General features: G+C 74.9%; 26 protein-coding genes. 7 read left to right on the plus strand and 19 right to left on the minus strand.

Annotation, left to right across the window (positions count from 1 at the left end):
• Positions 1–48: 48 nt before the first annotated feature.
• From GQS52_RS06025 to GQS52_RS06040, 4 genes are all read right to left on the minus strand, one after another.
• The gene (locus tag GQS52_RS06025) at positions 49–1,236 is read right to left on the minus strand and encodes an ATP-binding protein (protein WP_182312060.1); all 1,188 of its coding nucleotides are present in this window, start codon (positions 1,234–1,236) and stop codon (positions 49–51) included.
• 231 nt (positions 1,237–1,467) lie between these two features.
• Positions 1,468–2,004: a winged helix-turn-helix domain-containing protein gene (locus tag GQS52_RS06030; RefSeq protein WP_259370621.1), complete on the minus strand. Its 537-nt coding sequence runs from the start codon at positions 2,002–2,004 to the stop codon at positions 1,468–1,470.
• A 285-nt stretch (positions 2,005–2,289) separates the two neighbouring features.
• A complete protein-coding gene (locus GQS52_RS06035) occupies positions 2,290–2,682 on the minus strand; it encodes a type II toxin-antitoxin system death-on-curing family toxin (RefSeq protein ID WP_182312062.1) in 393 nt (130 codons plus the stop codon).
• Positions 2,679–2,873 carry a ribbon-helix-helix protein, CopG family gene (locus GQS52_RS06040; RefSeq protein ID WP_182312065.1) on the minus strand — a complete coding sequence of 65 codons (195 nt, stop codon included), beginning with the start codon at positions 2,871–2,873 and terminating at the stop codon, positions 2,679–2,681. The genes GQS52_RS06035 and GQS52_RS06040 overlap by 4 nt, the downstream gene beginning before the upstream one ends.
• A 464-nt stretch (positions 2,874–3,337) precedes the next feature.
• Between GQS52_RS06040 and GQS52_RS06045 the strand changes: the two genes are divergently transcribed.
• Complete coding sequence (locus GQS52_RS06045) at positions 3,338–4,060, plus strand: GNAT family N-acetyltransferase (RefSeq protein ID WP_182316246.1); 723 nt, start codon at positions 3,338–3,340, stop codon at positions 4,058–4,060.
• Positions 4,061–4,121: 61 nt separating this feature from the next.
• Here the strand turns inward: GQS52_RS06045 and GQS52_RS06050 are convergent, their stop codons facing one another.
• From GQS52_RS06050 to GQS52_RS06060, 3 genes are all read right to left on the minus strand, one after another.
• Complete coding sequence (locus tag GQS52_RS06050) at positions 4,122–4,439, minus strand: sulfurtransferase TusA family protein (RefSeq protein WP_182312068.1); 318 nt, start codon at positions 4,437–4,439, stop codon at positions 4,122–4,124.
• Positions 4,436–4,804 carry a hypothetical protein gene (locus tag GQS52_RS28370; RefSeq protein WP_182312071.1) on the minus strand — a complete coding sequence of 123 codons (369 nt, stop codon included), beginning with the start codon at positions 4,802–4,804 and terminating at the stop codon, positions 4,436–4,438. Before GQS52_RS28370 ends, GQS52_RS06050 begins: the two co-directional genes overlap by 4 nt.
• A 272-nt stretch (positions 4,805–5,076) precedes the next feature.
• Positions 5,077–5,238 carry a hypothetical protein gene (locus GQS52_RS06060; protein WP_182312074.1) on the minus strand — a complete coding sequence of 54 codons (162 nt, stop codon included), beginning with the start codon at positions 5,236–5,238 and terminating at the stop codon, positions 5,077–5,079.
• A 188-nt stretch (positions 5,239–5,426) separates the two neighbouring features.
• Between GQS52_RS06060 and GQS52_RS06065 the strand changes: the two genes are divergently transcribed.
• A complete protein-coding gene (locus GQS52_RS06065; protein ID WP_182312077.1) occupies positions 5,427–5,960 on the plus strand; it encodes a DinB family protein in 534 nt (177 codons plus the stop codon).
• Between the two features lie 172 nt (positions 5,961–6,132).
• Here the strand turns inward: GQS52_RS06065 and GQS52_RS06070 are convergent, their stop codons facing one another.
• The 3 genes from GQS52_RS06070 to GQS52_RS06080 form a co-directional block, all read right to left on the minus strand.
• Positions 6,133–7,215 (minus strand): FAD-dependent oxidoreductase, encoded by a 1,083-nt coding sequence (locus GQS52_RS06070; RefSeq protein ID WP_182312079.1) that lies wholly within the window; start codon positions 7,213–7,215, stop codon positions 6,133–6,135.
• A 95-nt stretch (positions 7,216–7,310) separates the two neighbouring features.
• A complete protein-coding gene (locus tag GQS52_RS06075) occupies positions 7,311–7,523 on the minus strand; it encodes a hypothetical protein (RefSeq protein WP_220472745.1) in 213 nt (70 codons plus the stop codon).
• A 292-nt stretch (positions 7,524–7,815) separates the two neighbouring features.
• Positions 7,816–9,141, minus strand: coding sequence for a class I SAM-dependent RNA methyltransferase (locus GQS52_RS06080; RefSeq protein ID WP_182312082.1), 1,326 nt, complete (start codon positions 9,139–9,141; stop codon positions 7,816–7,818).
• A 232-nt stretch (positions 9,142–9,373) separates the two neighbouring features.
• On the opposite strand from GQS52_RS06080, the gene GQS52_RS06085 reads away from it, so the two are divergent.
• Complete coding sequence (locus GQS52_RS06085; RefSeq protein ID WP_182312085.1) at positions 9,374–10,252, plus strand: hypothetical protein; 879 nt, start codon at positions 9,374–9,376, stop codon at positions 10,250–10,252.
• Between the two features lie 118 nt (positions 10,253–10,370).
• Here GQS52_RS06085 and GQS52_RS06090 read toward each other — a convergent pair whose 3' ends face one another.
• Positions 10,371–12,407 (minus strand): APC family permease, encoded by a 2,037-nt coding sequence (locus tag GQS52_RS06090; protein WP_182312088.1) that lies wholly within the window; start codon positions 12,405–12,407, stop codon positions 10,371–10,373.
• A gap of 487 nt (positions 12,408–12,894) precedes the next feature.
• Between GQS52_RS06090 and GQS52_RS06095 the strand changes: the two genes are divergently transcribed.
• Together GQS52_RS06095 and GQS52_RS06100 are read left to right on the plus strand one after the other, a co-directional pair.
• A complete protein-coding gene (locus GQS52_RS06095; protein ID WP_182312090.1) occupies positions 12,895–13,563 on the plus strand; it encodes a TrkA family potassium uptake protein in 669 nt (222 codons plus the stop codon).
• Positions 13,560–14,291 carry a TrkA family potassium uptake protein gene (locus tag GQS52_RS06100; protein WP_182312092.1) on the plus strand — a complete coding sequence of 244 codons (732 nt, stop codon included), beginning with the start codon at positions 13,560–13,562 and terminating at the stop codon, positions 14,289–14,291. Before GQS52_RS06095 ends, GQS52_RS06100 begins: the two co-directional genes overlap by 4 nt.
• A gap of 86 nt (positions 14,292–14,377) precedes the next feature.
• Here GQS52_RS06100 and GQS52_RS06105 read toward each other — a convergent pair whose 3' ends face one another.
• The 7 genes from GQS52_RS06105 to GQS52_RS06135 form a co-directional block, all read right to left on the minus strand.
• The gene (locus tag GQS52_RS06105; RefSeq protein ID WP_182312095.1) at positions 14,378–15,166 is read right to left on the minus strand and encodes a DUF3159 domain-containing protein; all 789 of its coding nucleotides are present in this window, start codon (positions 15,164–15,166) and stop codon (positions 14,378–14,380) included.
• 4 nt (positions 15,167–15,170) lie between these two features.
• Positions 15,171–15,572: an OB-fold nucleic acid binding domain-containing protein gene (locus GQS52_RS06110; protein ID WP_182312098.1), complete on the minus strand. Its 402-nt coding sequence runs from the start codon at positions 15,570–15,572 to the stop codon at positions 15,171–15,173.
• A gap of 65 nt (positions 15,573–15,637) precedes the next feature.
• Complete coding sequence (locus GQS52_RS06115) at positions 15,638–16,324, minus strand: response regulator (RefSeq protein ID WP_182312100.1); 687 nt, start codon at positions 16,322–16,324, stop codon at positions 15,638–15,640.
• Between the two features lie 118 nt (positions 16,325–16,442).
• Positions 16,443–18,980, minus strand: coding sequence for an ATP-binding protein (locus GQS52_RS06120; protein ID WP_182312102.1), 2,538 nt, complete (start codon positions 18,978–18,980; stop codon positions 16,443–16,445).
• A 93-nt stretch (positions 18,981–19,073) separates the two neighbouring features.
• Positions 19,074–19,844, minus strand: coding sequence for a DUF3710 domain-containing protein (locus GQS52_RS06125; protein ID WP_182312105.1), 771 nt, complete (start codon positions 19,842–19,844; stop codon positions 19,074–19,076).
• Position 19,845: 1 nt separating this feature from the next.
• Complete coding sequence (gene dut / locus GQS52_RS06130; RefSeq protein WP_182312108.1) at positions 19,846–20,382, minus strand: dUTP diphosphatase; 537 nt, start codon at positions 20,380–20,382, stop codon at positions 19,846–19,848.
• Positions 20,379–20,984 (minus strand): PaaI family thioesterase, encoded by a 606-nt coding sequence (locus tag GQS52_RS06135; RefSeq protein WP_259370622.1) that lies wholly within the window; start codon positions 20,982–20,984, stop codon positions 20,379–20,381. Before GQS52_RS06135 ends, dut begins: the two co-directional genes overlap by 4 nt.
• 130 nt (positions 20,985–21,114) lie before the next feature.
• On the opposite strand from GQS52_RS06135, the gene GQS52_RS06140 reads away from it, so the two are divergent.
• Together GQS52_RS06140 and GQS52_RS06145 are read left to right on the plus strand one after the other, a co-directional pair.
• Positions 21,115–21,996 (plus strand): SDR family oxidoreductase, encoded by an 882-nt coding sequence (locus GQS52_RS06140; RefSeq protein ID WP_182312111.1) that lies wholly within the window; start codon positions 21,115–21,117, stop codon positions 21,994–21,996.
• Between the two features lie 86 nt (positions 21,997–22,082).
• On the plus strand, positions 22,083–22,529 hold the full coding sequence (locus tag GQS52_RS06145) for a DUF3093 domain-containing protein (RefSeq protein ID WP_182312114.1): 447 nt from the start codon (positions 22,083–22,085) through the stop codon (positions 22,527–22,529).
• A 366-nt stretch (positions 22,530–22,895) separates the two neighbouring features.
• On the opposite strand, the gene GQS52_RS06150 is transcribed toward GQS52_RS06145, so the two are convergent.
• Positions 22,896–23,195, minus strand: a complete 300-nt coding sequence (locus GQS52_RS06150) for a DUF4193 domain-containing protein (RefSeq protein ID WP_182312116.1) — start codon at positions 23,193–23,195, stop codon at positions 22,896–22,898.
• Positions 23,196–23,244 lie beyond the last annotated feature (49 nt).

The following is a 23,244-nucleotide window of genomic DNA, read 5'->3' on the forward strand; positions in this document are numbered from 1 at the left end:
GCGGGCCGGCCCCGGGACCGGCCGGTCCGGGCCGGTCCGGGCCGGTCCCTACCGCACCCTGCGCGGCACCGGGACCCGGGCCCCGGCCGCGTCCAGGCGGACGACCGCCGCGCCGGGCACGTCCTCCAGGCAGCCGGCCCACTCCGCGTCGCGGACCGTGCCCAGCAGCCGGATGTGGCCCCGCTCGCACATCCGGGCGGCCAGGGCGAGCAGCTCGTCGCACTGCCGCCGGCCCAGGGAGCGGTCCAGGTCGTCGCCGGCCACGGTCAGCAGCTGCAGTGCGGGCAGGAGCTCGGAGACCTGGTCGACCTGGAGGATCCCCGGGCCGGTGAGCAGGACCAGCGCGAAGGCCAGGAAGCGCAGCTCGCCGCCGCCCAGGAGCGAGACGGGCACCGTGCCGGACGGGCCGCCCCGGTCCACCGCGGCCAGGAACCCTCCGGGGCCTGTGCCGTCCCGGTGCCGCGAGGTCAGCGCGGCCACGGGCCGCGGGGAGACCGCGCGCAGGGCGTTCACGAGGTGGCCGTAGCGCACCGGGCACTCCTCCTCGGCCCGGGCCAGCACCGCCGACAGGTTCCCGCCGTCCCCGCGCAGCAGGGCCCGCTCCACGTCGCGGGCCCGCGCGGGCCTGCGCATGGCCCGCGGGTCGGGGTCCATCGGGAAGACGCCCCGCAGGGCGACGAGCACCTGCTCGGCGGCGGCCAGCACCGTCCGCTGCCCCTCGGTCGTGCCGGCCACCCGCAGCGGCACCAGGGCGGTGGCCAGCCGGTCGCCCGGCAGCGGGGCCCGGGTGACCGGGGCGTGCCCCGCGGTGTGCCAGGCCGCCTGGACGGTCGGCAGGCCGGGGTCGACCAGGGCGGTGCTCAGCAGCGTGCGGCCCCCGGCGGACAGCCGCTCGCCGGCGACGCGCAGTTCGGGCCCCGTCTGCACGGCCAGGTCGAGGCTGACCGGGCCGACGGGGCCGTCGACCGTGCAGCCGACGCGGAATCCGCGGCGGCCGTCGGCGTCCGGCCCGGCCTCCAGGGGAGTGCAGGCCGCGGAGGCCCCGGCCTCGGCGAGGACCGCGCCGTCGGCCAGCCGGCCGAGCAGGGCCAGGGCCCGCAGCACGGCGGACTTGCCCGCCCCGCTCTCCCCCGCGAACACCGTCAGCGGACTCAGGGGGAACACTGCTCCCCGGTGCGGGCCGAAGGCCGACAGGCGCAGCTCGACCGCCGCGGGCCGCTTGCAGGTTCCGTTCATGATCGGAAACGCTAGTCCCGGCAGGTCCGGGCGAAACCGTTCGCCTGGGCGGACTTACCCCGAACGGGCGGGACCGGTGGACACGTTGACCTGCTCAGGAACCCGAGGCGCCGTCCCGCGGGAGGTCGGCCGTCACTCCCCCGCGCATCGCTCCTTGCGGTGCGTGCGGTGCGGGCCTGCGAGTTCGGCGTCGCCGCCCCGACGGGCCCCGCGCGGCAGAGGGGCCGTGCGTCAGTCTTCGTCCCGTTCGGCGCCGGCCAGGTGTTCGGCGAGGGCGTGGAGGACGAAGGAGTTCGGGGTCCCGGACGCCACGGGTCCCAGCACCTGCCACCGCCCGGCGGAGCGGACCGCGACGGAACCGTCCGGCACCTCGTCCCGCCGGACCTGCGGCCACCGCAGGGACGTCTCCCGGAAACCGATCCCGTCCCCGGTGATCCGCACGGGGCCGAAGGCGAGCCGCGCCCCCTCGGCCGCACCGCGGGCCAGTCCGTAGCCGTACCGGCCGCGCCCGAGCACCGGGTCCGGGCACTCCCCGAGGCGCAGGATCTTGCGCCGCCGGTACACGTACACCGGCACGACGTTCGCGCCCGGCGACTCCGTCCCCCACACGCCGTCCAGCAGTTCCTGCCGGCTGACCGACCGGTCCGGGCTCAGGGCCAGAGCCGCCGGCACGGCCTGCCGGCGGACCGGGCCGACGTCCACGGGCTGCCCGGCGAGCCACACCCGCAACGGGCCGAGCACGGAGACCCGGAGCCGCGGGCCGGGCACGGGCCCCGTCCGTTGCCGGACAGCGGTCCCCGGCGCCGCCGGGCCGAGCAGGCCCTCATCAGTGTGGTCGCCATCCCCGAGGACGGCGCCGGATGGCTGGCCTTCCCCAGGTCCCTGGTCGCCCGCGGGCCGGGCGGGTCCACTGCCCCGTCTCGTGAAGGCATGGACATCAATCCGTTGAACGAACAGATCCCAAAAGAAAGAGATCAGCCCGCCCGACGGAGTGCATGGAGCCGGCGCCGCTTTCGGAACCTCATTTCGTCCTCCAACGCCCGACGTCGTGCGTCAGGAAACGGGGAACCACTCCGACAGGCGCTTGGCGATGGCCGGTACGTCGATGTTGTCCTGCGCGACTTCCTCGGCGAACGGGCCGGCTACGGAGACGGGTGGCGGAGCGACACCTGCGCTGACGCCGTTGAACCTCAGAAAGACGCGCATGGCCAGCCAGGCGGTGCGCTTGTTGCCGTCGATCAGCGCGTGGTTCCGGGCGACGGAGTGCAGCAGTGCCGCCGCCTTCTCGTGCAGCGTGGGGTACAGCTCGACTCCGAAGACGTTGGCTCGGGGCCGTTCGACCGCGGACACCAGAAGCCCCATGTCGCGCACGCTGTGCTCGGTACCGTTGACCTTGCGGGCAATGGCCAGGATCTCGTCGATCCGGACGTAGCGCACTTCGGTCACTTCAGGTAGTCCAGGATCTCCGCATCGCTGTCCATCAGCTCGGCCAGGACGTCGTCGACCTTCAGCTCGGCCCGTTCCTGGGCCTCACGGATGGCCTCGATGGCGAGTTCCTGCTTGCTGCGGCGCTCACGGCGAGCACGCTCGGTGAGCTTAGCGTCAAGGTCCTCGGGAAGTCGGAGTGTCATCGCCATACGGCGATGATACCGGACTGGTATCAGCGAGGCGCGGCCGGACAGCCGCTCGCGCCGCCGGGAACGGTGCAACGGCAGTCGGCCCGGCCCGGGCGGCACCGGTCGTCCGCTTCGTCCGAAGACCGCGGGCAAGCCCGCGCACCACGGCGCCTGTCACGGATGTGAGACTGGGCAGATGCTCGTACAGTCCTTGGCCGCGACCGGTGTCCCGGCTGTGTTGACCACGGCGTCCGGGCCGCGCACGGCCGTCATGGCCGAGCGGGCCGACACCACCCGGCCCTGATCCTCACGGTACGGAACGCGCGTCCGGCCACGGACCCCGCGCCTGACGTCACGGTCGACGACACCGGTTCGTTCCGCCCACGCGAGTGCGCCGGGGCACCGCGTCAAAAGCGCCGACGGTGTCGCCGAGGACCGCTCGACCACCGCTCCCACCCCGCTCCCACCAGGAAAGGATCAGCATGATGTTGAACGACGACGGCCCGGTGCTCGACGACCCGGTGGGACGGTCGCTCGGCGGCCGGCACGCGCATCTCGCCCGGCGGCTCGGCCGGGCCGCCACCTACCTCACCGAAGTGGCGACCTTCTCCTCCGTGTCCGCCGACCCGGACCCGGAGGACTGGAGCGACCTGGCCCGGCTGCTCGGTCCGGGCGCCTTCGCCGACATGTTCAACTGCCCGGCCGTTCCACCGCCGAGCTGGGAGCCGGTCTTCAGCATGGAGGGCCGTCAGATGATCCGGCCCGGTGACGGCCGCCCCGGCCGGACGGGCTCAGGGTCCGGGTTCGGCTCCGGGTCCGACACCGATGTGGTCGAGCTGGGCGCGGACAGCGTGCCCGAGATGCTGGATCTCGTCGCGCGGACCGAGCCGGGGCCGTTCCGGCCACGTACCCGCGAACTCGGCACCTACCTGGGTGTCCGGGTCGACGGCACCCTGGTGGCGATGGCCGGGGAGCGCCTGCGTCCTCCGGGCTGGACCGAGATCAGCGCCGTGTGCACCGCTCCCGAGGCACGCGGGCAAGGCCATGCCGCCCGCCTCATCAACGCCCTCACCGACCGCATCGTGGCGCGTGGCGATCGTCCCTTCCTGCATGTGGCCGAGGCGAACACCGGCGCGATCGCCCTGTACGAACGGCTCGGCTTCAAGACCCGCAGGCCGGTCACCTTCCGAGGTTTCCGGACCCCGTGACGTTCCGCGCCGGCGGCCCGCCCGGAACGACCGGCCGGCGGTTCGCCGGCCGTGCGACACGTCACCGGTCCCGAGGCTGCTCCTGCCGCCGGAGCGGGTGCCAAGGCGCGTCCGGGCGGGTGGCGCGCGCACCGGCGGCGAGCCTCAGGGCGTACACCGGCCGTTCGCCGGGGACGGGGCCGAGGTAGGTGTGGCCGGTCAGGTGACACCAGGCCGGCAGGTCGAGCGGTGCTGCGGGGTCGGTGGCGATGACGTGGACGACTGTGCCCGGCGGCGCGGCGTCGATCCGTTCGCGCAGGCGGAGCAGGAGGGTGACGCAGAGCAGGCCGGTGCCGTCGACGGTCAGGTCGGGCCCGGCGGGCGGGGAGGTGTGCGTCACCGGTCGGCGGGGGTCGATGCGGTCGCGGGCGCCGTGGCCCCGTCCGGCGGCAGGTCCAGGCCCCGGGAGGCGACTGTCCGCACACTGCCCTCGGCCAGGCGGTGGGTCAGGTCGGCGACCGCGGCGCGTCCGGGGACGACCCGGTCGGCCAGTCCCTTGTCGAAGACGATCTCGGCGGCCGGCCGGGAGTCGGAACGTCCGAACACCACGGCGTACGGGTGCTGGGCGGCCGCCGTGTCGGCGCGGCGGACGGCGTCCTGGTTGGGGTGGCGGGGTACGCCGGCGGCGAAACGCAGGTTTCCGGTGGTGAGCGGGTCGAAGGCTTCGAGTGGGGTGGCGGGGGTTCTCGAGGGCACGTCACTCATGGGCCGCAGGTTACGTCCGCAGCCGACTCGTCACGGTACCGGGGGTGTACTGGACGTGGCCGGGCCGATCGCGTTCACGCGCGGGAAGCAGGCGGCACCCCGTCACGCGAGGGCCGCTCGGGCAGGGGCCGTGGGTGGACGGCGTGTTTCATCACGACGGCCGAGAGTGTCTTAGTTCCCGACCCCCGGCCGCGTGCGGAACCGGCCCGCCGACACGACCGCAACATGTTCCCGCTGGTCAACGTGCTCGGCATGGTGGCCGCCGAGGCCGCCTACGCGCACGGTGAGCTCTGACCGGAGGAGATGCCCACCCGCCTGCGCGGCAACCACGCCCACTTCGCGCGGTCGGCCGACTCCGCCACCTCGAAGGTGCGGGTGCTGCCGGCCGACTCCCCGTACCCGGCGTGGGCCGTACAGAGCAGTGATGAGGGCATTCGGCTTCCTCTCCTACCGGCTCGTGATGCGGCTCTCTACAGTGGCGGCGGTGCGCCGCGACCGGCCGCGCCGTCCGAGGCGTGCGGAGTCGTCTGCCGGCAGCGTTCTGCCGCGGCGGCCCCGTCCCTGCTCTCGTGACCTCGCCCCACACCGGACCGGACCGGACCGGACGCCCTAAGGAGAGACCGTGCACGAACTGCAGGCGCTGTTGCGCGAGTACGACCGTGCCCGCGGTTACACCGACGAACTGTGGCGGGACCTCACGCCGGACGAGGTGGTCTGGCGCCCGCACGAGGACTTCAGCCCCATCGGCTGGCACCTCGGGCACCAGGCCCACGTCGCCCACTTCATGATCCGCAACCTCACGGCCGCCGAGCCCAGCCCGGACCCGGAACTGGACGGACTCATGGACTCGGCCAACCCGGAGAAGTTCCGCGGCGCCCTCCCGACGGTGGGGCGGCTCACGGCCTTCCGGGAGACCGTCGCCGAGCGGGTGCACGCCCGTATCGGTGACATCGCGGCCGGGAAGGTCGGTGCCCCGACCCAGATGACCATCGTCGCGACGCATCTGCTGACCGCTCTCATCAACCACGAGTACCAGCACGACCAGTGGATCGGCGAGGTCCGCGCCGAGCACCTCGGGCACGCCCTGCCCGCCGACCCGGACTCCGACCATGTGCGCCGTATCGACGGCTACCTGTGCCTGCAGCCCTACGTGTGACATGCGCGGTGCGCCGGGCCCGGCCCTCCGCCGGACGTGACGGTCCGGGCCCGGGGCGGTCCGGGCCCGGGACGGTCCGGGCCCGGGGCGAGAGGTCGGTGTCCCGGTGTCCCACAAGCGACGCGGCCGGGCGGAGTTCGAGCGCCGACCGCGGTACGGCCGGCTGCCCGCCTCAGCCGGTGACGGCGCCGGGGTCGTACGTCGCCGAGAGCAGGACTGCGCGTGCCGCGCGTTCTCCGGAGAGCAGGGCCCCCTCGATGTGACCGGCGTGGCCGGTGGCCGTCTCGGTCGAGGCCCAGTGCAGTCGGCCGTCGAGTGCGGGCCGCTGGTAGAGGGGGTGGCCGAAGAGGGAGTGGTCGGTGAGGGCGTGCACGGAACGCGGGGCCGTCCAGGGCTCTCGGCTCCAGTCCTGCACGTACAGGGCCTCGGGCGACGCGGCGGCGGGCCCGAAGCACGCACCGAGCTGCGCGGCCACCGCCTCTTCGAAGCCCGGCCGGACGACGCGGGCACGGGCGAAGCCGAACAGTGCCGCGGGGCGGCCGCCGGGGCCGGACATGTCGTGGATCTCCTGAAGCGGTCCCGTCCTGCTGAAGGCCGCGCCGGCGAGCCCGTCCTCCCGCCAGAAGGGGGAGGAGTAGCGGGCGACGACCTTGGCGACGGCACCCATCCACACGGGCGTGGAGCGGGCCAGACGGACGAGGCCGTCGGGAAGCGCGTCACCGAAGTCGATGCGCTCCAGAGCCAGCGCCGGCGGGACGGCCACGACGACGTGAGCGGCCCGGAACGTCCGCCGCGGGGTGTGCACCTCCACCGTGTCACCACCGGCCGGACGGACCGCGGTGACGGGCGTGTCCAGCAGTACGGCGTCCGCGGGCAGGCCCGCCGCGAGCGCCGAGGCCGGACGCTGTGCCCCGCCGGCGAATCGGTGGGACGGAACGTCGATCATGTTGCCCGGGAGACGGCGGGCCCCCGTTCCGTCCTGGAGGACGGTGTCCCCGGCCAGGTACTGGTCGAAGATCCCGGCCCCGCTCCGGACAGTCAGCGCGGCGACGCGCTCCTCCCCCGGCCAGAACCAGGTGGCGCCCAGATCGAGGGCACCGCCGTCGACGGGCACGCTCAGCAGACGGCCGCCGACCCGCGTCCGGGCCTCCAGGCAGAGGACACGCTGTCCGGCCTCGTGCAGCGCGGTGGCGGCGGTCAGTCCGGCGGCGCCGGCGCCGATCACGATGACGTCATGGCTGCTGCTGCGGGGCATGGGGGCTTTCCTTCGAGACGGTGGACACGGACGCCACGGGGCCGCACGGCGGGAGCCCGCGGTACGGCGGCGCAGCGGAATCGGTCCGGTGCCGGTCACAGCACCTGGGCGGTGTGCAGAACGATACGGAACCGGGGGGCCTCGGACCGCAGGCGTGAGACGGCCTCGCCGGCTTCCCCCAGCGGCATCCGCTCGATCATGGGGCGCACGCCGTTGGTGACGGCGAAGGCCATGGCCTCCTCCGTTTCGCGGGCGCTGGTGCAGATCTTCTTCGAGGCCGTGTGGAACCCCGATTCTGCGCTGCGCACGGACCCCACCCTCCTGGCACAGGCGGTCGACGCATCCCGTTGAGGCGCACAGAACGCCAATGCCCTGGTTCAGCGGTCGCCCCTACCGGCCCGACCACCCGCCCGGTGGCCGGGCGCATCACACCTGCGAGGCGCTTGCCCGGAGACCACCGCCCGCGCGGCCCGGAGCGGACGGCAGCCCCCGCGCCCCGCTCCCCGACGGCCGACGAGGACGAGCGTCAGCCGAGCGTCCAGACGGTCGGCTTCCCCTTGCGCACGGAGAGGGAAGCTCGGCCCACTGCCCGTACACGGTTCAGACGCCCTTTGCGGCGGGCTCCAGAACAGCCACGCACTCCATGTGGTGGGTCATCGGGAACAGGTCGAAGGCCCGGAGGGAGACCGGGCGGTAGCCGGACTCGCCGAAGTACTTCAGGTCCCGGGCCAGGGCGGCCGGGTCGCAGGCGACGTAGGCGATCCGGCGGGCGCCGAGGGCGGTCAGCCGCTGCACGGTCTGCCGTCCGGCACCGGCCCGCGGCGGGTCCAGGACGACGAGGTCGGCCTCGGTGATGCCGGTGCGCGGCAGCACCGCCTCGACCTTGCCGTGCTCGATCCGCACCCGCTCCAGGTCGGCCAGGTTGTGCCGGGCGTCCTCGGCGGCCCGCTTGCCCGACTCGATGCCGAGCACCGCGCCGCGCTCGCCGACCCGCTCGGCCAGGGCGCCGGCGAACAGGCCGACACCGCAGTACAGGTCCAGGGCGGTCTCCCCCTCGCGGGGGTCCAGTCCGTCGAGCACGGCGTCGACCAGGAGGTCGGCCGCCTTGGGGTGGACCTGCCAGAAGCCTCCGGCGCCCACCCGCCAGGTGCGCCCGGCCGCGCGCTCGCGGACGAAGCCGCGCCCGTGCACGCGGTGGATGCCGCCGTTGTCGTCGACGCGGGCCAGGGAGACCGGCCGGTCCAGCTCGACCAGCGGCAGCCGGCCGCCCGGCGCCGGGGTGATGATCACCTGGCGGTCGGACGAGCCGGAGGCGGCGATCGCCTCGACGGCGGCGGTCTGCGGCCAGGTCCGCTTCTCGATGCCCAGCTCGGAGACGCCGGGGGCGGCGATCAGGCAGTGGTCGACCGGCTCGACGTCGTGCGAGCGGTGCCGGCGCAGGCCGGCCCGGCCCTGCGCGTCGACGGCGTACTGGACGCGGGTGCGCCAGGCCGGGACCTCGCCGCGGGGCACCTTGTCGCCGGGGGCCGGCTCCACCGTGCCGTCCCAGCCCGCCTCCTGGGGGGCCAGGCCGGCCAGTCGCTCCAGCTGCTCGGTGAGCACCTCGACCTTCAGCCGCCGCTGGGCGCCGGGGGCCGCGTGCTGCCAGTCGCAGCCCCCGCACCGGCCGGGTCCGGAGAACGGGCAGGGGGCCGGGACGCGGTCGGGGGACGCCTGCAGCACCTCGACGGCGTCGGCCCGCAGGAACCGCGAACCCTCGTCCCCCTCGGTGACCTCGGCGACGACCCGCTCCCCGGGGAGGGTGTGCCGCACGAACAGCACCCGTCCCTCGTGGCGGGCGATGCAGTGCCCGCCGTGGGCGACGGGGCCGACCTCGACCTCGTAGCGCTCGCCGACCAGCGACGCCTTCGTCGAATCGTTCTTCACGGGAGAGGTACTCCTGGGATCGCGGTGGGGGCACCGTGCGGTGGGAGGGCAGCCGCCCAGTCTACGCCCGCCCGCGCCCGGCCCCGACCCGCCGATCCCGGCCCACGGCAGGGCCGTGCCGTGCGGTCTTTCCGGCTGTTCCTGGCGGTTCGCGGGGAATGGGTGCCGGCGGGACCCCGGGCGGGGTGCTGCTGTACAGTCCGCGCCCCGCCGTGACACAAGGAAGAGGTCCATGCGAACCCGTCTCGGATGCGCTGCACTGGTTCTCCTGCTCTCGCTCTCGTCGGCCGCCTGCGGCGCGGAGGACGGGCCGGTGGAACCGGCCGGTGCAGGGGTTCCGGCCGATGCGGCCCCGGAGTCCGCGAAGCCCACGAGGTCCCCGAAGCCCCCGAAGTCCCCGGAGGACTTCCTCGACCTCGCCGAGAAGGCGATGGCGGCGGAGGAGGCCTGGACGTTCTCCGTGGAGGGGCGGGAGGGCCTGACCTTCCAGGGGCGGAGGAGCGGCGCCGACTACCGGGCCACGGTGCGGCGGGCCATGGAGCCGGAGGCGCTGCACTCGAAGGGCGTCAGCACCAGCAGCAAGGGGTCCGTGAAGAACGAGGAGCTCTACGTGCTCGACGGCACGGCGTACCTCAAGGAGGGCGGCGCGGGCTGGAAGAGCGCACCCGCCTCCGACCCCGGGATGCGGAACAAGGCCGAGGACCTCGTCGCGGCCGTCGAGGAGTTCCGGGCGTACGCGCGGGCCGCCGGTGACGACGTCACACTGACCGCCGCGGACGGCACCGTCCGGCTGCGCGTCGGCAGCGGCAGGCAGGCGCTGAGCGCCGTGCGGGACCGGCCGTGGGTGAAGAAGGCGGTGCGCGAGTTCGAACCCACCGCCCGGCAGTTGCGGGACGCGGGCATCCCGGCGGACGACGCCCGGCTGACCCTGTCCGGCCTGGAGGAGGTGCTGGTCCTGGACGCGAGGACGTACCGCGTCGAGAGCCACCGCTTCGAGTTCGGCCTCCTCCTCCCCCACGGCGGCCGGGACATCGTGTACGAGCTGGACGTGCGGCAGGAGAACCGGGGCGTCTTCGACGGGACGGTCGAGCTCCCCGCCGGAGTGCGCTGACAGGGGCGCGCCCGGACCGCCGGGCCGGACCGGACCGGGCCGCGCAGGACCATCCGGACCGCCCCCGCCCGGACCGCCCCCGCCGGGGGAGGCGGCGCCGGGGGGCGGCGGTGCGGGCTCACCGTCCGGAGGTGCGGTTCTCCTCGCGCGGGGGGCCGACCGGGCCGCGCCGGACCGAGCCCGGCGGGTTCCAGCGGGTCGGGTGCCTGCGCCGTTCGGAGGACTCCAGCTGCCAGGGCACCGAGGTGACCATCACCCCGGGGGTGAACAGCAGGCGTCCCTTGAGCCGCAGTGCGCTCTGGTTGTGCAGCAGCTGCTCGTACCAGTGGCCGACCACGTACTCGGGGATGTAGACGGTGACGACGTCGCGCGGGCTGGTGCGGCGCAGGCTCTTGACGTACTCGATGACCGGGCTCGTGACCTCCCGGTAGGGCGAGTCCAGCACCTTCAACGGCACGTCGATGCCCCGCTCGGCCCATTCCCGCTGCAGTTCCTGGGTCTCGAGGGGGTCGACGTTGACCGAGACCGCCTCCAGGGTGTCGGAGCGGACGAGCCTGGCGTAGGCGAGGGCGCGCAGCGTCGGCTTGTGGACCTTGGAGACCAGCACGATGGAGTGCACCCGCGACGGCAGGACGTGCTCCTCCCGGGCCTCGACCCGGCTGAGCTCGTCGGCGACCCGGTCGTAGTGGCGGCGGATGACGGTCATCAGCGCGTAGAACCCGACCATGCCCAGCAGGGCGACCCAGGCGCCGTGGCTGAACTTGGTGACCAGCACGACCACCAGCACCGTGCCGGTGAAGAAGGCGCCGAAGGCGTTGATCGCACGGGCCCGGAGCATCCTCCCCCGGGCGGTCCGGTCGTGCTCGGCGGCCAGGTGGCGGTTCCAGTGCCGGACCATGCCGATCTGGCTGAGGGTGAAGGAGACGAAGACCCCCACGATGTACAGCTGGATCAGCCGGGTGGAGTCCGCGTCGTAGATCTCCACCAGCAGCGCGGCCAGGCCGGCCAGCAGCACGATGCCGTTGCTGAAGGCGAGCCGGTCGCCGCGGGTGTGCAGCTGGCGCGGCAGGTAGCGGTCCTGGGCGAGGATCGAGCCGAGCACGGGGAAGCCGTTGTAGGCGGTGTTGGCCGCGAGGAAGAGCACCAGCGCGGTGACGACGGCCAGGAGGACGAAGGGCAGCGAGCCGTCGCCGAAGACCGCCGCGGAGACCTGGGAGATCACCGGGTCCTGGTGGTAGCCCGCGCCGGCCGGTTCGCCGCCGATGAGGATGTCGTGCGCGGGCCGCTCGGCCATCTTCACGCCGGTGGTCATGGCCAGCGCGATGATGCCGCAGAACATGACGACCGCCAGGCCGCCCATCAGGGCCAGGGTGGTGGCCGCGTTGCGGCTCTTGGGCTTGCGGAAGGCCGGCACGCCGTTGCTGATGGCCTCCACGCCGGTCAGGGCGGCGCAGCCGGAGGAGAAGGCGCGCAGCAGCAGGAAGACCAGGGCGAACCCGGCCAGGCCGGTCTGCTCGGGGACGACCTCGTAGCCGGCGGTCGGCGCCCGCATCTCGTCGCCGAGCACGAGGCCGCGGAAGGCGCCCCAGGCGACCATGGCGAGCACGCCGGCGACGAAGGCGTAGGTGGGGACGGCGAAGATCTTGCCGGACTCGCGCACCCCGCGCAGGTTCATCAGCATCAGCAGCGCGATGATCCCGACGGCGCACAGCGTCTTGTTCTCGGCGACCCACGGGACCGCCGAGCCGAGGTTCTCCACGCCGGAGGCGACCGACACGGCCACGGTGAGCACGTAGTCCACCAGCAGCGCGCTGGCCACCGTCAGACCGGCCCGGCGGCCGAGGTTGACGGTGGCGACCTCGTAGTCGCCGCCGCCGCTGGGGTAGGCGCGCACGTTCTGCCGGTAGGAGGCCACGACCGTGAACATCAGCACGACGACGGCCGCGGTGATCCACGGGCTGAACCGGTACGCCGACGCGCCGGCGATCGACAGGACGATCAGCACCTCGCCGGGCGCGTAGGCCACGGAGGAGAGCGGGTCGGAGGCGAACACGGGGAGGGCGATGCGCTTGGGCAGCAGGGTCTCGCCCAGGCGGTCGCTGCGCAGCGCCCGGCCGATGAGGATGCGTTTCGGCAGGTCGGTCAGTCTGGACACGTCAGGATCGTATGCCGTCGGCGGGTGCGGGGGGCGCCGCCGGGGCGGCCGCCGGGACCGCGCCGGGACGGGTCCCGCCCCGTCGACGGATGTCCGGTTGGTCCCTTTGCTGCGTGTCGCGGCGCAGGGCAGCGGCGGTGCCGGACCGGTGTGCGGCCGCCGGGGCCGGGGCTCCGGGGCGCCGGCGGGCCGGTGGCGCCGGGGGAAACCTTGACGGATTCCTAACGCGCCGCCCGGCGCGACGGGCCCGGTGCGCCCCGGGTCCGTGACACGGCTGCGCGTCACCCGGACGGACGTGGGCGTCCGCCGGGGGAACGGCCGCTACGGTTGTCTCTGCGCTGCGTACGGGCGACACTCCGGTGTTGTCACACAGCGTCACAGCCCGGGTGTGCCGACCCCCGGTGTTGCCCCGCGAGCCAGTGAGGATGTTGAAGCAGGATGTTGGTGCAGGCCGAAGCGCCGGCGAGGAGTGCGGGGTAGGAGCGCGATGCACATCGTCATCATGGGCTGCGGCAGAGTGGGCGCCACTCTCGCGCAGGCCCTGGAACATCAAGGACACACCGTCGCCGTGATCGATCAGGACCCCACCGCGTTCCGGCGCCTGGGGTCCGGGTTCGGCGGCCGCCGGGTCACCGGCGTCGGCTTCGACCAGGACACCCTGCGCGAGGCCGGCATCGAGGAGGCGGGAGCCTTCGCGGCGGTCAGCAGCGGGGACAACTCCAACGTCATCGCGGCCCGCGTGGCGCGCGAGATGTTCGGCGTGGAGAACGTCGCCGCCCGGATCTACGACCCCCGGCGCGCCGAGGTCTACCAGCGGCTGGGCATCCCCACCGTGGCCACGGTGCGGTGGACCGCCGACCAGATGCTGCGGCGGCTGCTGCCCTCCGGCGCCGAGCCGCTGTGGCGCGACCCCAGCGGGGGCGTGCAGCTGGCCGAGGTGCACACCTCCGTGGCCTGGGTGGGGCACCGCATCAGCAAGCTGCAGGAGGAGACGGGCGTGCGGGTGGCCTTCCTCACCCGTCTGGGTGAGGCCGTGCTGCCGACGGCCGACACGGTCCTGCAGGAGGGCGACCTGGTGCACGTGATGATGCGCACCGACGAGATCGCCGAGGTCGAGGCGGCGTTCGCCAAGGGGCCCGAGGAGGCGCACCGATGAGAGTCGCCATCGCCGGGGCCGGCGCGGTCGGCCGTTCGATCGCGGCCGAGCTGCTGGAGAACGGGCACGAGGTCCTGCTGGTCGACAAGTCGCCCGGGGCCATCTCGGTGGAGCGGGTCCCGCAGGCGGAGTGGCTGCTGGCCGACGCCTGCGAGATCACCTCCCTCGACGAGGCCGCCCTGCAGCGCTGCCACGTGGTGATCGCCGCCACCGGCGACGACAAGGTCAACCTCGTCGTCTCGCTGCTGGCCAAGACCGAGTACGGGGTGCCGCGGGTGGTGGCCCGGGTGAACAACCCGAAGAACGAGTGGCTGTTCACCGAGGCGTGGGGCGTGGACGTCGCGGTCTCCACCCCGCGCCTGATGTCCGCGCTGGTCGAGGAGGCGGTGAGCGTCGGCGACCTGGTGCGCCTGATGCGCTTCAGCCAGGGCGACGCCAACCTGGTGGAGCTGACGCTGCCCCCGGAGGCCGCGCTGGTCGGCACCCGGGTCGGTGACGTGCAGTGGCCGCAGGACACCTCGCTGGTCACCGTCATCCGCGGCTCCCGGGTGCTCACCCCGAGCGCGGACGACGTGCTGGAGGCCGGTGACGAGCTGCTGTTCGTCGCCGCGCCCTCCCGCGAGGAGCCGCTGGAGGAGCTGCTGTCGCTCCGGCGCGAGGAAGGCCCGGCCCCGGGCGCCCGGGACGCGGACGGCGAGGAGCCGGACGGCGTCGACACGGAGCAGTGACGCGGGAGTGACGGGGGCGGGGTGCGCCGCCGGGGCCGAGGTCCCGGCGGCGCACCCCGCCCCGTCGTGCTGCGGTCGTGCCGCGGTCAGCGCGGCGGCTCGGCCGCCGCGGCGGCGGCCCGTTCCTCCTCGGCGCGCTCCTCGGCCTCCATCTCGGCGATCACGTCGATCGGCGGCGGTGCCTTGGCCAGGAAGATCCACGTCAGGTAGACGGCGAGCAGGAACGGCGGCACCCCGAGGGCGACCTTGACCCAGCCCAGCTCGGTGACGTCCCCCCACAGGTACAGCGGGAAGAGGATCGCCGACTTCACCAGCAGGATGATCCCCCAGGCCCAGGTGGCCTTGGTGTAGGCGCGGAAGCGGCCCGGGTTGCGGGTGCGCCAGGAGAGGTTCTCCCGCAGGACCGGGCCCAGCATGAGGCCGATCAGCGGGTACCGCGCGATCGCCGAGACGACGTAGGCCGCGGCCAGGCCGAGGGTGTAGAGCATCCCCGGCAGGTAGAAGTCCTTGGCGTTGCCCGACATCATCGCGAAGAACGCGCCGAAGGCGACGCCGAAGACGCCGCCGAAGGCGTGCTTGAGGGTCTGCCGGCGGGCCAGCCGCACCAGCGCCAGGACCAGGCTGACGGCCAGGGCGGCGACCGCCGAGACCTTCAGGTCCCGGTCGACGGTGTAGCTGACCACGAAGACCAGTCCGGGGACGGTCGTCTCGACCATCCCCCAGAAGCCGCCGAAGGCCTCCAGGAGCGCGGTCCTGGCAGCGTCCCTGCCGCCCTCCTCCCGGTCCTCCCGGTCCTCCCGGTCCTCCTGCGTCTTCGGTCCGGGCCGCGCTCCGGCGGCCGCGGCGTGCTTGCCCGTTGGGCCCGTGTCCGTCACGCGGCTACTCCTGTCCGACGGGGCGCAGTTCGTACTTGGGGTTGAACAGCAGCGGACGGCCGCGGTTGAGGGCCACCCGGCCCGACGCGATGATCTTCCGTCCCGGCTCTATGCCGGCTATCGCACGCCGTCCCAGCCACACCACGTCCAGGGCGCCGGTGCCGTCGAAGATCTCCGCCTCGAGGGCGGGGACCCCGGCCCGGGGGCGCTGGGTGACGGCACGCAGGGTTCCGGCCACCGTGATCACCTCCCGGTCGGCGCACGAGGCTATGGGCCTGCAGCCGCGCAGCCCCCGGGTCTCCTGCTGCAGCTCCTCGGCCTGGATCTCCTCCTGCGAGGAGGCGAGCCTGCCGAGCATGCGGCGCAGCCGGCCCTGCTGCCGGTCGGATCGGGTGGCACCACTCATGCGGGCAGCGTACCCGGCCCGGGCCCGTGACCGGGACCTCCCCGGACGGGCGGGTTCCGCCCGCCTCACCTCTCGAAGCGGTACCCCATCCCCGGTTCGGTGATCAGGTGGCGGGGGCGGGTGGGGTCCGCCTCCAGCTTGCGGCGCAGCTGGGCCATGTAGACCCGCAGGTAGTTGGTCTCGGTGCCGTAGGCGGGCCCCCAGACCTCCTTCAGCAGCTGCGTGCGGCCGACCAGGCGGCCGGCGTTGCGGACCAGTACCTCCAGCAGGTGCCACTCGGTGGGGGTCAGGCGCACGTCCCTGCCGTCCCGGGCGACCTTCTTGGCGGCCAGGTCGATGGTGAAGGTGTCCGTCTCGACCAGCAGGGGGCCGGAGTCCTCCTCCCCCGCCGGGGCGGCCCGGCGGACGGCCGCGCGCAGCCGGGCGAGGAGTTCGTCCATGCCGAACGGCTTGGTGACGTAGTCGTCGGCGCCCGCGTCCAGCGCCTGGACCTTCTCGCCGGAGGCGTGGCGGGCGGAGAGGACGATGACCGGGACCCGGCTGCGCTCCCGCAGCCGCCGGATCACCTCGACGCCGTCCGTGTCCGGCAGGCCGAGGTCCAGGAGGACGACGTCGGGCCGGCGGGCGGCGGCGAGCCGCAGTGCCTCGGCCCCGTCGGGGGCCGCGTCGGTCTCGTAGCCACGGGCCCGGAGGTTGATCACCAGGGCCCGCACGATCTGCGGCTCGTCGTCGACGACGAGCACCCGGGTCATGGGCGTCCGCCTTTCGCGGGGGCCGCCTCCCCGGGCGCACCGGGGGGCGGGACGGGTACGGCAGGGAGAGGGCGGCAAGGCGTCGCGGGACGGCGGGGCGTCACGGGGCGGCGGGGCGTCACGGGGCGGCCTGCGCGGGCGGGCGGGGACGGGCGGGCGGCGGCCCGTGGACGGCCTGCAGGGTCAGCACCATGGTGAGCCCTCCGCCGGGGGTGTCCTCGGCGCGCAGCGACCCGCCCATCGCCTCGGTGAAGCCGCGGGCGACGGCCAGGCCGAGGCCGACGCCGCTGCCCCGCGGCGCGTCGCCGAGCCGCTGGAAGGGCTCGAAGACCGACTCCTTGGCGCTGTCCGGCACGCCGGGGCCCCGGTCGACGACCCGCAGCTCGACGCGCCCGCCCAGCGCGCTGGCCGCGACCAGCACCCGCCGTCCGGCGGGGCTGTGGGCGACCGCGTTCTCGACGACGTTGGCGACCGCCCGCTCCAGCAGGCCCGGGTCGGCGAGGACCATGGGCAGGGCCTCGGGGACGTCCAGGACGACCGAGCCGGCCGGGACCCCGCCGAGGGCGACGGGGACCACCTCGTCCACGTCGATCTCCTGCATCAGCGGGGTGACGCTGCCGGTGTGCAGGCGGCTCATGTCGAGGAGGTTGCCCACCAGGTGGTCGAGCCGGTCGGCGCCCGCCTCGATCCCCGCCAGCAGTTCGGCCTCGTCCTCCGGCGAGAAGGCCACGTCGTGCGAGCGCAGCGAGCTGACCGCGGCCTTGATGCCGGCCAGCGGGGTGCGCAGGTCGTGGCTGACCGCGGCGAGCAGGGCGGTGCGGATGCGGTTGCCCTCGGCCAGCCGGCGGGCCTCGGCGGCCTCCCCGACCAGCCGGTCGCGGTCCCGGGCGACGGCGGCCTGGGCGGCGAAGGCCGACAGCAGCCGGCTGTCCTCGGCGGGGAGCGCGCGGCCGGCCAGGGCCAGGCAGGTGTTCGCGTCGACGGGCACCTCCACGTCGGCGTCCTCGGGGCGGGTGCACGGGCGCGGGCCGGCGTAGCGGACGCAGGACCAGGCCGCGTACCCCTCCCGGCGCTCCAGCAGGGCCACCGAGTCCATCCCGAAGGTCTCCCGCACCCCCTGCAGCAGCGCGTCGAGCGCGTTCTCGCCCCGCAGGACGCTGCCGGCCAGGAAGGAGAGCGCCTGCGCCTCGGCGTGCAGCCGGGCCGCCCGGTGGGCGCGGCGGGCCGCCAGGTCGACGGAGGACGCCACCGCGACGGCGACGCCGACGAAGACGGCCAGCGCCAGCAGGTCGTCGCGGTCGGACACGGCGAGGGTGCGGGTGGGCGGGGTGAACCAGTAGTTCAGGAGCAGGGAGGCGGCGAGCGCGGAGGCCACCGCGGGCAGCATGCCGCCCAGCAGCGCCGCGGCCACCGTGCAGGCCAGCAGGAGCAGCATGGCGGTGGCCGGTCCCGGGCCGGCTCCGGCGGCCACCAGCAGCGCGGTCAGCGCCAGGGGCGCGGCCAGGCCGGTGAGCCAGGCGGCGGTCCGGGCGCGGCCGGGACGGGCGGCACGGGCGCCGGGCGGGCGCAGGCCGCCGGCCGCCGCCTCGTGGGTGACGATGTGCACGTCGATGTCGCCGGCCCCGCGGGCCACGGTGGCGCCGACGCCGGGCCCCAGGAGGTACTGCCAGGGCTTGCGGCGGCTGGTGCCCAGGACGATCTGGGTGGCGTCGACGCCACGGGCGAAGTCCAGCAGGGCGGCGGGGACGTCCCGGCCCAGGACGGAGTGGAAGGAGCCGCCCAGGCCCTCCACCAGGGAGCGCTGGCGGTCGAGCTCCTCGGTCGGGGCGGCGGCGCGGTCGTCGCTGCGGGCGATGTGGACGGCCAGGATCTCGCCCCCGGAGCCCCGGGCCGCCATGCGGGCGGCCCGGCGCAGCAGGGTGCGGCCCTCGGGGCCGCCGGTGAGGCCGACCACGATGCGCTCGCGGGCCTGCCAGGCGGAGGAGATGCGGTGGTCGGCGCGGTAGCGGCGCAGGTACTCGTCCGCCCGGTCGGCGACCCACAGCAGGGCGAGTTCGCGCAGGGCGGTGAGGTTGCCGGGGCGGAAGTAGTCGGCCAGGGCCGCGTCGACCCGGTCGGGGGCGTAGATGTTGCCGTGCGCCATGCGGCGGCGGAGCGCCTCGGGGTCCATGTCCACCAGCTCCAGCTGGTCGGCGCGGCGCACCACCTCGTCGGGCACGGTCTCGCGCTGCCGGACCCCGGTGACGGACTCGACCACGTCGCCGAGCGACTCCAGGTGCTGGATGTTGACCGTGGTGACGACGTCGATGCCGGCGGCGAGGACCTCCTCCACGTCCTGCCAGCGCGCCGCGTTGCGGCTGCCGGGGGCGTTGGCGCGGGCCAGCTCGTCGACGAGGACGACGGCTGGGCGGCGGCGCAGCACCGCCTCCACGTCCAGCCCGGCGGGCCCCCCGCCCCCGGGGGCCGGGGCGCGGCGCGGCAGGACCTCCAGGCCGTCCAGCAGCTCCCGGGTGCGGGGGCGGCCGTGGTCCTCGACGAGGCCGGCCACCACGTCGGTGCCGCGCGCGGCGCGGCGCCGGCCCTCGGAGAGCATGGCGTAGGTCTTGCCGACCCCGGGGGCAGCCCCGAGGTAGATCCGTAGCGTTCCGCGGGCCATGGGTCACGAATCCTCCGCCGCCCGGGCGCCGGGGCCCCGCGCTGGGGAGGCCCCGGCGGGGCCTCCCCGGTGCGGGGCGTTCCGCGGCGCCGGTCAGCGCACCTCGGTGATCTCCGGGCCGCGGCGCATCGGGTCGATCCCGTCGGCGAACCTCGACTGCTCGCCGGCCTGCTCGCGGGCGACGCCCTCGGGCACCATCTGCGCGTCGTTCGGCAGCTTCAGGACGATCGGGTCGCGCGGCGCCATCGGGCTGTCCCCGCGCACGACCACGCACTCGCGGAAGACCTGCTCGAGCACCCCGGCGGTCTGCGGCTGGGCCGCGCCCTGCCCGGAGACGACCCCGCGCAGGAACCAGCGCGGACCGTCGCAGCCGACGAAGCGCACCATCTGCACGCCGTTGGTGCCGTCCGGCAGCTGCACCGGGACCTGCGCCCGCAGCTCCCAGCCGAGCGGGCCCTCGACCTCGTCGACGACGCCGCCCTGCTTGGTGATGCCGGCGGCGATCTCGTCGCGTACCTCGCCCCAGATGCCCTCGGACTTCGGGGCGGCGAACGCCTGCAGCTGGACGGCGCTGTCGCGCAGCACCACCGTGGCGGCCACGATGGAGTCCCCGGCGACCTCGACCCGCAGCTCCATGCCCTCAACGCCGGGCACGTACAGGCCGCCGAGGTCGACGCGGCCCTCGCCGGGATCGGTCACCTCGCTGACGTCCCACGGTCCGTCCGGCCTCGGGGCCGGCGGCAGGCTGTAGCGGCGGGGCTCGTCGGAGGCGGCCCCGCCGGTGTCCTCGGACACCTCGTCCGCGACCGCGCTCTCCACGGGCTCGTCGGCAGTGGTGCCGCGCTTCTTGCGACGACCGAACACGTCATTGTCCTTCCCGGTCTGCAACGACCGAAGAGTATCCGTCACCGGTTCCGGGCGCTCCGGCCCCGGCGCGGCCCCCGGCGGTCCGGAAGCCCCCGGTGGACCCGAAGCCCCCCTCCGCCCTGGCCGATCCGGGAAGCTCCGCGACCTCGTGGAAGCGCACCTTCTCGACCTGCTGGACGACCAGCTGGGCGATCCGGTCGCCGCGCTCGAGGACCACGGCTTGGCGCGGGTCCAGGTTGACCACGATCACCTTGATCTCCCCACGGTACCCGGCGTCAACCGTTCCGGGGGCATTCACCAGGGAGACACCGCAGCGGGCCGCGAGGCCGGAACGCGGGTGGACGAAGGCGGCGTACCCGTCGGGCAGCGCGATCGCGATCCCGGTGGGCAGCACCGCCCGCTCGCCGGGGGCGAGCTCCGCCCCGGCCGCGGCCACCAGGTCCACGCCCGCGTCGCCCGGGTGGGCGGGGGCAGGCAGCGGCAGGTCCGGGTCGAGGCGGCGCACGAGGACGTCCACCGGGGGGCGGGGGGTCACGGGTTGACCTCGAAGGCGCGGGTGGCCTTGACGGTGTCCGGGTCGGACATCGCCGCGTTGATCTCCTCCTCCCGGCCGTTGGCCGTGAAGTGGTCGACCTTCACCTCGATGAACAGGGCCCGGGCGCGCAGCGCCACCGGCCCGTCGGGGCCGTCCAGGCGCCCCTCGGCGACGCTGTAGTACTTGCGGCCGTGCACGGCCTCGCAGCGGGCGGACAGGTGCAGCACGGTGCCGACCGGCACCGGCAGCAGGTAGTCGGTCTCCAGCCGGCCGGTGACGGTGATCGCCCGGAACAGCCAGGACAGGGCGCCGAAGGTCTCGTCCAGGGCCGAGGCCAGCAGCCCGCCGTGGGCGAGGCCGGGGGCGCCCTGGTGCTCGGGGCGCACGGTGAACTCGGCGGTGACGGCGACGCCCTCGTCCGCCCGGGCGGACAGGTGCAGGCCGTGCGGCTGGTTGCCGCCGCAGCCGAAGCAGTTCTCGTAGTGCGAGCCGATCGGCTCGCCCGGGGCGGGGGCGTCGGGGTGGCGCACCGGCGCCACGGCGTCCGCGGGCGGGGCCAGGGGCGCCTTGGCGCCGGTTTCGGAGGCAGTTGGTCCACTCACGTGTGCTGACACTACCGTCGGCGGACACCCCACGGGTTACCGGCGGTCCCACCGCCGGACCGGATCTTTTGCCCGCCCGCGACCGTTGGCCACGGCGGGGGCCGTCCACCGTCACCATCCCGGAGCAGCCATGACCAAGACCGTCGTCGTCACCGGAGCCAACCGCGGCATCGGGCTGGCCACAGCACTGGAGCTGGCCCGTGCCGGCTTCGACGTGATCGGCACGGCGCGCAGCGAGGAGGGGTCGCGGGAGCTGCACGCCGGTGCGGAGCGGGCCGGCACCCGGGTGCGCACGGTGCTGCTGGACGTCGCCGACGCCACCTCCACGGTGCGTGCCTTCACCGAGATCGCCCAGATGACCGGCGGCGGCCCGTGGGCGGTGGTCAACAACGCCGGCCACGCCCAGCCGGGCGCGGTGGAGGACGTGGACGACGAGCAGGTGCGGGCGCAGCTGGAGGTGAACCTGGTGGCGCCGGCCCGGATCGCCCGGCTGGTGCTGCCGGAGATGCGCAGGCGCCGCTCGGGCCGGATCGTCAACGTCTCCTCGATCGCCGGGCGGGTGTCGATGCCGATGCTCGGCTGGTACTGCGCCAGCAAGCAGGCCCTGGAGACGGTGAGCGACGCCCTGCGGATGGAGGTCGCCCCGTTCGGGGTGCAGGTGGTGCTGATCGAGCCGGGCTCCTACGGGACCGGGATCTGGGAGCGCGGCATCGCCTCGCTGCCGGCCCGGGAGCACTCCGCCTACCGGAAGCAGTACGCGGCGGCCGACGAGGTGCTGCGCGGCGCCGGGGACCTGCCCGGCCCCCGCCCGGTGGCGAGGGCGGTGCTGAGGGCGCTGACGGCCCGCCGTCCGCAGCCGCGCTGCCTGGTGGGTTCCGGCGCCCGCTCCACGGCCCTCCTGGACGCGCTGGCGCCCACGGCGGTCGCCGACTGGGCCAAGTCGACGGCGGTCGGCCTGCGCAGCGGACCGCCCCGGGCGGTGCGCGCCCTGGAGCGGCTGCGGCGCAGGTAGAGGGCGCGGGCGGGGCGGCCGGACGGGGCGGGCGGGGCGGCCGGACAGGCGGCCCGGGCCGTCCGGGGCCCGGGTACTTTGGGGGCATGCAGCCATACGACGAGCGCCTGACCGCGCCACGGTCCTGGTGGGGCCTGAGTGTTCTGGCCGGCCTGACGACGGGCCTGATCCTGCTTCCCCTGGGCACCCTGCCCGCGCTGGCGGGCGCGGCCGCGGGAGCGGCCCTGGCGGCGGCGGGGATCAGCACGTACGGATCCGCGCGCATCCGGGTGGTGGCCGGTTCACTGGTCGCGGGCAGCGCCAGGCTGCCGGCCTCGGCGCTGGGCGCGGTCGAGGTGCTGGACGAGGAGGAGGCGCTGGCCTGGCGCCGTCACCGGGCCGACCCGAGGGCCTTCATGCTGCTGCGCGGCTACATCCCCACCGCGGTGCGCGTGGAGGTGGACGACCCGGACGACCCGACGCCGTACCTGTACCTGTCCACCCGCGACCCGCAGCGGCTGGCGGCGGCGGTGGAGTCGCTCAAGGTCGGGTAGCGCCCGGCCGGCGTCCGGGCCGGCCCCGGGCGCCCCGGAGGTCCCCGGCGCCCGGGGCGGCGTGCGGGAGGGGGTGCGGCCGGCGGCGCGGTGGTACCGGCCGGCCCGGCCCGGGCTCTTCCGGGCGCCCCGGCCCGGTCCCGCGGCCGGCCCACGGGCGAGCGAGGCCGTCCGACCCCGCTCGCTTCGCTGCTCCGCCGGAGGGGCCCCGCCGTGCGGCCCGGCCGCTTCCCGGGCGGGGCTGCAGGGTCGGCGGGGCTGCCGGGTGGGCGGGTGGGGCGTCGCCGTCGTCCGCCGGGCGTGCCGGGCCCGGGCGGTGCTTCCCGAACGGTCCGACGCCGGTCACGGCCGCCGGTGCCCGGCCGGTCAGGCCGCGCAGTCGCGGCAGATCGGGTGGCCGTTCTTCTCCGCGGCCAGCTGGCTGCGGTGGTGCACGAGGAAGCAGCTCATGCAGGTGAACTCGTCGGCCTGCCGCGGGAGGACCCGCACCGACAGCTCTTCGTTGGAAAGGTCCGCTCCGGGAAGCTCGAGTCCCTCGGCCTGGTCGAACTCGTCGACGTCGACCGAGGAGGTCGACTTGTCGTTCCGCCGGGCCTTCAGTTCCTCAATGCTGTCCTCGTTGAGCTCGTCGTCGGTCTTGCGTGGGGTGTCGTAGTCCGTGGCCATATCGCTCTCCCCCTCCGGGTGTCTGTGGTGTCTCCAGCGCACGTAACGC

This window comes from Streptomyces sp. SCUT-3 (genome assembly GCF_014083985.1).
In the GTDB taxonomy this organism is placed as follows: domain Bacteria; phylum Actinomycetota; class Actinomycetes; order Streptomycetales; family Streptomycetaceae; genus Streptomyces_H; species Streptomyces_H thermolineatus.

Coding starts and splice junctions, on each gene's coding strand:
- GQS52_RS06110 (WP_182312098.1), bottom strand. CDS start 15,572: ATGAGTGGTGCCACCCGATCCGACCGGCAGCAGGGCCGGCTGCGCCGC.
- GQS52_RS06145 (WP_182312114.1), top strand. CDS start 22,083: ATGCAGCCATACGACGAGCGCCTGACCGCGCCACGGTCCTGGTGGGGC.
- GQS52_RS28370 (WP_182312071.1), bottom strand. CDS start 4,804: ATGAGTGACGTGCCCTCGAGAACCCCCGCCACCCCACTCGAAGCCTTC.
- GQS52_RS06060 (WP_182312074.1), bottom strand. CDS start 5,238: ATGCCCTCATCACTGCTCTGTACGGCCCACGCCGGGTACGGGGAGTCG.
- GQS52_RS06070 (WP_182312079.1), bottom strand. CDS start 7,215: ATGCCCCGCAGCAGCAGCCATGACGTCATCGTGATCGGCGCCGGCGCC.
- GQS52_RS06140 (WP_182312111.1), top strand. CDS start 21,115: ATGACCAAGACCGTCGTCGTCACCGGAGCCAACCGCGGCATCGGGCTG.
- GQS52_RS06025 (WP_182312060.1), bottom strand. CDS start 1,236: ATGAACGGAACCTGCAAGCGGCCCGCGGCGGTCGAGCTGCGCCTGTCG.
- GQS52_RS06085 (WP_182312085.1), top strand. CDS start 9,374: ATGCGAACCCGTCTCGGATGCGCTGCACTGGTTCTCCTGCTCTCGCTC.
- GQS52_RS06095 (WP_182312090.1), top strand. CDS start 12,895: ATGCACATCGTCATCATGGGCTGCGGCAGAGTGGGCGCCACTCTCGCG.
- GQS52_RS06045 (WP_182316246.1), top strand. CDS start 3,338: ATGTTGAACGACGACGGCCCGGTGCTCGACGACCCGGTGGGACGGTCG.
- GQS52_RS06150 (WP_182312116.1), bottom strand. CDS start 23,195: ATGGCCACGGACTACGACACCCCACGCAAGACCGACGACGAGCTCAAC.
- GQS52_RS06040 (WP_182312065.1), bottom strand. CDS start 2,873: ATGGCGATGACACTCCGACTTCCCGAGGACCTTGACGCTAAGCTCACC.
- GQS52_RS06100 (WP_182312092.1), top strand. CDS start 13,560: ATGAGAGTCGCCATCGCCGGGGCCGGCGCGGTCGGCCGTTCGATCGCG.
- GQS52_RS06120 (WP_182312102.1), bottom strand. CDS start 18,980: ATGGCCCGCGGAACGCTACGGATCTACCTCGGGGCTGCCCCCGGGGTC.
- GQS52_RS06115 (WP_182312100.1), bottom strand. CDS start 16,324: ATGACCCGGGTGCTCGTCGTCGACGACGAGCCGCAGATCGTGCGGGCC.